Here is a 3,955-nt window from a genome sequence, read left to right as displayed (position 1 = left end):
CGAATAACGTCGCCCCGCCCGCCAGCACCCCGCCGGCGAACCCGGCGGAGGCTCCGGCGCTCGCAGGCCAAAAAATGTTCCTCTACGAGGAGCGGATCGGTCAGACGGCGCCGACGGCCATCGACGGCACGGTGTCCTGGTCGCTTCAACGCGAAGCCGGTGCGAACGGCCGACAGGAGCCTGTCGTTCAGGGACGGATCAACGTGCCGGGCAGGGGACTGACGGCGCTGATGACCTTCAAGCGCAATAGCGACCCGTCGCTGCCAGCAAGTCACTTGATCGAGATCGTCTTCGCCGTGCCGCCGGATTTCGAAGGCGGCGCGATCGAAAGCGTGCAGCGCATCGCCATGAAGTCGAGCGAGCAGGATCGCGGCAACGCACTGATCGCGGTGCCTGCCAAGATCACCGACGATTTCCACATGATCGCACTCAACGATTTCCCGGACGCACGCTCGACCAATCTGGAACTCCTGCGCAACCGCAACTGGATCGACATTCCGATAGCCTATCGCAATGGGCGCCGTGCGCTGCTGACACTCCAGAAGGGGCCGGATGGGGAACGCGCCTTCAACGATGCTATCCGCGAATGGGGCACCCTCGGAGCGACCGCCAGCGGACAGTGACCGAGGCACGGCACTTTGAAGCCTAATGGTGGTGATGATTGACGTACTACGCCGAGCGTAGTACGTTTCGTCATGATCAAATCGTGGGTCAATAGTTCAACCCGTCGCTTTGCCGAGGAAGGCAAAGCCAAGTTTTCGGGGATGAACGAAGAGGCCGCGATCGAGTTGTTGGCGGCGCTCCACGCAGCCTCGTCCCTGAACGATCTCAGTCCACTGAAATCGGTCGGCCTTCACAAGCTTTCCGGAAATCGCTCAGGACAGTGGGCAATGACGATCAACGGGCCGTGGCGGATCTGTTTCACGTTCAGGGATGGAGATGCCTGGGACGTGGAAATCGTCGACTATCATTAGGAAGGGTATGTAGATGATAGCAGTTCATCCGGGTCGCATTTTGAAGCGCGAACTCACCGCACGCAGCCTGTCGGCCAATCAGCTCGCTCTTTCACTTCGCCTGCCGTCAGGCCGCATCACCGACATTCTCAACGCAAAGCGCGGCATCTCGCCCGATACAGCCCTGAGATTGGCGCGGTATTTTGGAAACAGTGCCCGCTTTTGGCTTGATCTGCAGACCGCATATGAACTCGCTCTTGCCGAACGAGAAAATGGCGAACGGATCGCGGAAGAGGTCAAACCGGCCGAAGCTGCCTGACGTTCCAGCCGGTGTAGCCACCCGCTTTTTGCCAGTAGATGCCAAACGGTGATTTTCCTAAACAAGCGTGTGACCGGCCGCCTGCAGCAGCTCGCGGACCTTCGGTCTGTCGGTCGTCTTGATCAGCAGATGGTCGCCGTCGAAGGTGGAGACGACGAAAATGCCAATGCCGTTTTCCGAAAGCGGTTGGATCACCGAGAGCACGATGCCGGTTTCTCCGAATGCGAAAGGCCCCTGCAATTTATAGCAGGTCCAGCCGCCATCCTGTTTGATGTCGGAAGGCACGCGCTCTTCGCGGCAGGCGATCGAAAGTTCGTCGTCGGTGCGGTTGATGCTGACGAAACCGTCGCCGTCGGCCCATGCGGGAATACGGTCGGCAGCTTCAAGCCTGGCAATGGCGTAGCTGCCGGCAAGCTCCCTGAGTGTGATGCGCGGTGCCATCCCTGCTTCTCCCTTTCCAGTAGATGGATGCTCAAGATAAAGAAAAGGGGCCGCCGAAGCAGCCCCTTTCATATCGTCAGCGTCGCGGCGGACTACGCGTCGACGACGCGCAGAGCGTTCGCCTGGGCGAGCGCTTCCTTCTGAACCGCTTCCTGCACCTTTTCAAAGGCACGGACTTCGATCTGACGGACGCGTTCGCGGCTGATGTCGAACTCGGCCGACAGTTCCTCAAGAGTTACCGGATCGTCGGCAAGACGACGGGCTTCGAAGATGCGGCGTTCGCGGTCGTTCAGCACGCTCAGCGCCTTGGCCAGCATGCGGCGGCGCGTGTCGAGTTCGTCCTGCTCTATCAGTACGGCTTCCTGGCTTTCGTGGTCGTCCACCAGCCAATCCTGCCACTGGCCGGATTCGCCTTCGGTGGCGCGGATCGGCGCATTCAGCGAGGCGTCGCCGGACAGGCGGCGGTTCATGGAAACCACCTCCTCCTCGGAGACGTTCAGCTTGGTGGCGATTTCGGCCACCTGGTCGGGCTTCAGATCACCTTCGTCGATCGCCTGGATCTTGCCCTTCAACCGGCGCAGGTTGAAGAACAGCCGCTTCTGGTTGGCGGTGGTGCCCATTTTCACGAGCGACCAGGACCGCAGGATATATTCCTGGATCGAGGCCTTGATCCACCACATTGCGTATGTTGCAAGGCGGAATCCGCGTTCCGGGTCGAACTTCTTGACGGCCTGCATCAGGCCGACATTGCCCTCGGAAACGACTTCGCCGATCGGCAGGCCATAACCGCGGTAACCCATGGCGATCTTTGCCACGAGACGAAGATGGCTGGTAACCAGCTTGTGGGCTGCATCCCGGTCGGCATGTTCGGCATACCGTTTCGCCAGCATGTATTCCTGCTGGGGTTCCAGCATCGGAAACTTACGGATTTCGTCGAGATAGCGGTTGAGGCCGGCTTCACCGGCAGTAATGGAAGGCAGAGTATTGCGGGCCATAAAGCACCCCTTTCCGATCTATGTATCGGCTCCCTTTTTGATCTTGCTGTACATGCTGAAGGCGAGCCAAGCGGCGCAGGTCATTTTCGACCCCGCACCGACCCAAGTGACAGATAAGTACGGCAGAACAGTGATTCAAGTCATCACAGAAGCGTTATATCATTACAATGTCGTAATATACGGCGCTCCGCTGGACCCGCTGGGAAGCGGGGTTTTGTCGTTTCTTTGCCTCACCTATTTCTGCCGGGTCAGAGGCATTTGCGTTCCAGACTGTGCGCGCTGCTGCGGCGGTAGCGGCTGATATCGCCATAAGCCTGGCTGCGGGAGACGCCGATATCTTTCAGCTGATCATCGGTCAACTCGAGCAGCGCCAGCCGGTTCCGGTATCGGCGGAATGTTCCGACGATGACGGCGACCAAACGGTGCAGGAGCGACGGTTTGGCCGATGGAACGTCCGCTGCGGGCGGCTGGTGCTCCGCTGCGGGCGGCAGTTCCAAGACAAGGTGATAGCGTTCCGATGCGCGGTCGAAGACCGCCCGGTTCTCGTTTTTCATGGTCTTTCTCCAGATGGGGTGGCCGATGCACGGCCGGTGTTTGGGAGGCGGGCGTCTGGCGCCCGTCTCGATGTCGGTCGTTTACGTGTTGGCTGTCATTTTACTTACTGGCTGCCTGGGCCGTGCGGGTCGCAGCTTCCGCTTCGCGCAATGCTTCGGCGCATTCCTCGCAGCAGACCTCGACCGTCTTGCCGCCGATCTTCACCGCAATCCGCGTTGCATCGAGTTCGCAGTCGCAGGCGGCGCAGGTATTCTCTTTCATGATGGCATCTCCCGATGTTGACCTTACGGGAAGAAGAAAAGCACTTTTAGCCGGTCTTGCGCTGTCAGAATCTTTAGCGACTTTGCGCCGTGTTATCTCAAGCCCGCAAAGCGCTGGAATTCTGCCGGCGTCCGGCTATAGGCCTGCCGGAAAGCCGAGGAGAAGTGGCTGTGGCTCGAAAAGCCAAGGTCCAGCCCGAGCTCCGTCAGGTCGTCATAAGTGCCGAGCAGGTCGAGTGCGCGGGCGAGCCGGAGACGCAGCTGATAGCGGTAGAGCGGCGTGCCCTCAACCTGCTGGAAAACCTGGGTCAGATAGACTGGCGAGACGCCGGCCTCCCGGGCGATCTCGGCAAGCGTCCAGCGGCGGGCGAGATCGGAGGAGAGGGCGAGCTTGGCGCGATCCACCAGCTTTTGGCGGCCGGCGCTGGCGGT

General features: G+C 60.2%; 7 protein-coding genes and 1 pseudogene. 3 read left to right on the top strand and 5 right to left on the bottom strand.

Annotated elements, in window-relative coordinates; all coding sequences use genetic code 11:
- From MOV61_RS28985 to MOV61_RS28975, 3 genes and pseudogenes are all read left to right on the top strand, one after another.
- Positions 1–623, top strand: a pseudogene (locus MOV61_RS28985) (hypothetical protein); the annotation flags it as partial.
- 72 nt (positions 624–695) lie between these two features.
- Positions 696–974 carry a type II toxin-antitoxin system RelE/ParE family toxin gene (locus MOV61_RS28980; protein WP_258719030.1) on the top strand — a complete coding sequence of 93 codons (279 nt, stop codon included), beginning with the start codon at positions 696–698 and terminating at the stop codon, positions 972–974.
- A 13-nt stretch (positions 975–987) separates the two neighbouring features.
- Positions 988–1,272, top strand: a complete 285-nt coding sequence (locus MOV61_RS28975; protein WP_038588996.1) for a HigA family addiction module antitoxin — start codon at positions 988–990, stop codon at positions 1,270–1,272.
- A gap of 57 nt (positions 1,273–1,329) precedes the next feature.
- Here MOV61_RS28975 and MOV61_RS28970 read toward each other — a convergent pair whose 3' ends face one another.
- The 5 genes from MOV61_RS28970 to MOV61_RS28950 form a co-directional block, all read right to left on the bottom strand.
- The gene (locus MOV61_RS28970) at positions 1,330–1,713 is read right to left on the bottom strand and encodes an ACT domain-containing protein (protein ID WP_247139056.1); all 384 of its coding nucleotides are present in this window, start codon (positions 1,711–1,713) and stop codon (positions 1,330–1,332) included.
- Positions 1,714–1,805: 92 nt separating this feature from the next.
- Positions 1,806–2,708 (bottom strand): RNA polymerase sigma factor RpoH, encoded by a 903-nt coding sequence (rpoH, locus tag MOV61_RS28965; protein WP_038544637.1) that lies wholly within the window; start codon positions 2,706–2,708, stop codon positions 1,806–1,808.
- Positions 2,709–2,956: 248 nt separating this feature from the next.
- Positions 2,957–3,262: a DUF1127 domain-containing protein gene (locus MOV61_RS28960; RefSeq protein WP_247139055.1), complete on the bottom strand. Its 306-nt coding sequence runs from the start codon at positions 3,260–3,262 to the stop codon at positions 2,957–2,959.
- A 100-nt stretch (positions 3,263–3,362) separates the two neighbouring features.
- Positions 3,363–3,524: a hypothetical protein gene (locus tag MOV61_RS28955; protein WP_247039799.1), complete on the bottom strand. Its 162-nt coding sequence runs from the start codon at positions 3,522–3,524 to the stop codon at positions 3,363–3,365.
- Between the two features lie 92 nt (positions 3,525–3,616).
- The coding region (locus MOV61_RS28950) for an AraC family transcriptional regulator (protein WP_247039800.1) at positions 3,617–3,955 on the bottom strand (339 nt) is incomplete at its 5' end.

Origin of the sequence: Neorhizobium sp. BETTINA12A, from assembly GCF_023006485.1 — a bacterium.
In the GTDB taxonomy this organism is placed as follows: Bacteria; Pseudomonadota; Alphaproteobacteria; order Rhizobiales; family Rhizobiaceae; genus Neorhizobium.
This window is presented reverse-complemented; position numbering and strand designations above follow the sequence as displayed.

Coding starts and splice junctions, on each gene's coding strand:
- MOV61_RS28980 (WP_258719030.1), top strand. CDS start 696: ATGATCAAATCGTGGGTCAATAGTTCAACCCGTCGCTTTGCCGAGGAA.
- MOV61_RS28960 (WP_247139055.1), bottom strand. CDS start 3,262: ATGAAAAACGAGAACCGGGCGGTCTTCGACCGCGCATCGGAACGCTAT.
- MOV61_RS28975 (WP_038588996.1), top strand. CDS start 988: ATGATAGCAGTTCATCCGGGTCGCATTTTGAAGCGCGAACTCACCGCA.
- rpoH (WP_038544637.1), bottom strand. CDS start 2,708: ATGGCCCGCAATACTCTGCCTTCCATTACTGCCGGTGAAGCCGGCCTC.
- MOV61_RS28970 (WP_247139056.1), bottom strand. CDS start 1,713: ATGGCACCGCGCATCACACTCAGGGAGCTTGCCGGCAGCTACGCCATT.
- MOV61_RS28955 (WP_247039799.1), bottom strand. CDS start 3,524: ATGAAAGAGAATACCTGCGCCGCCTGCGACTGCGAACTCGATGCAACG.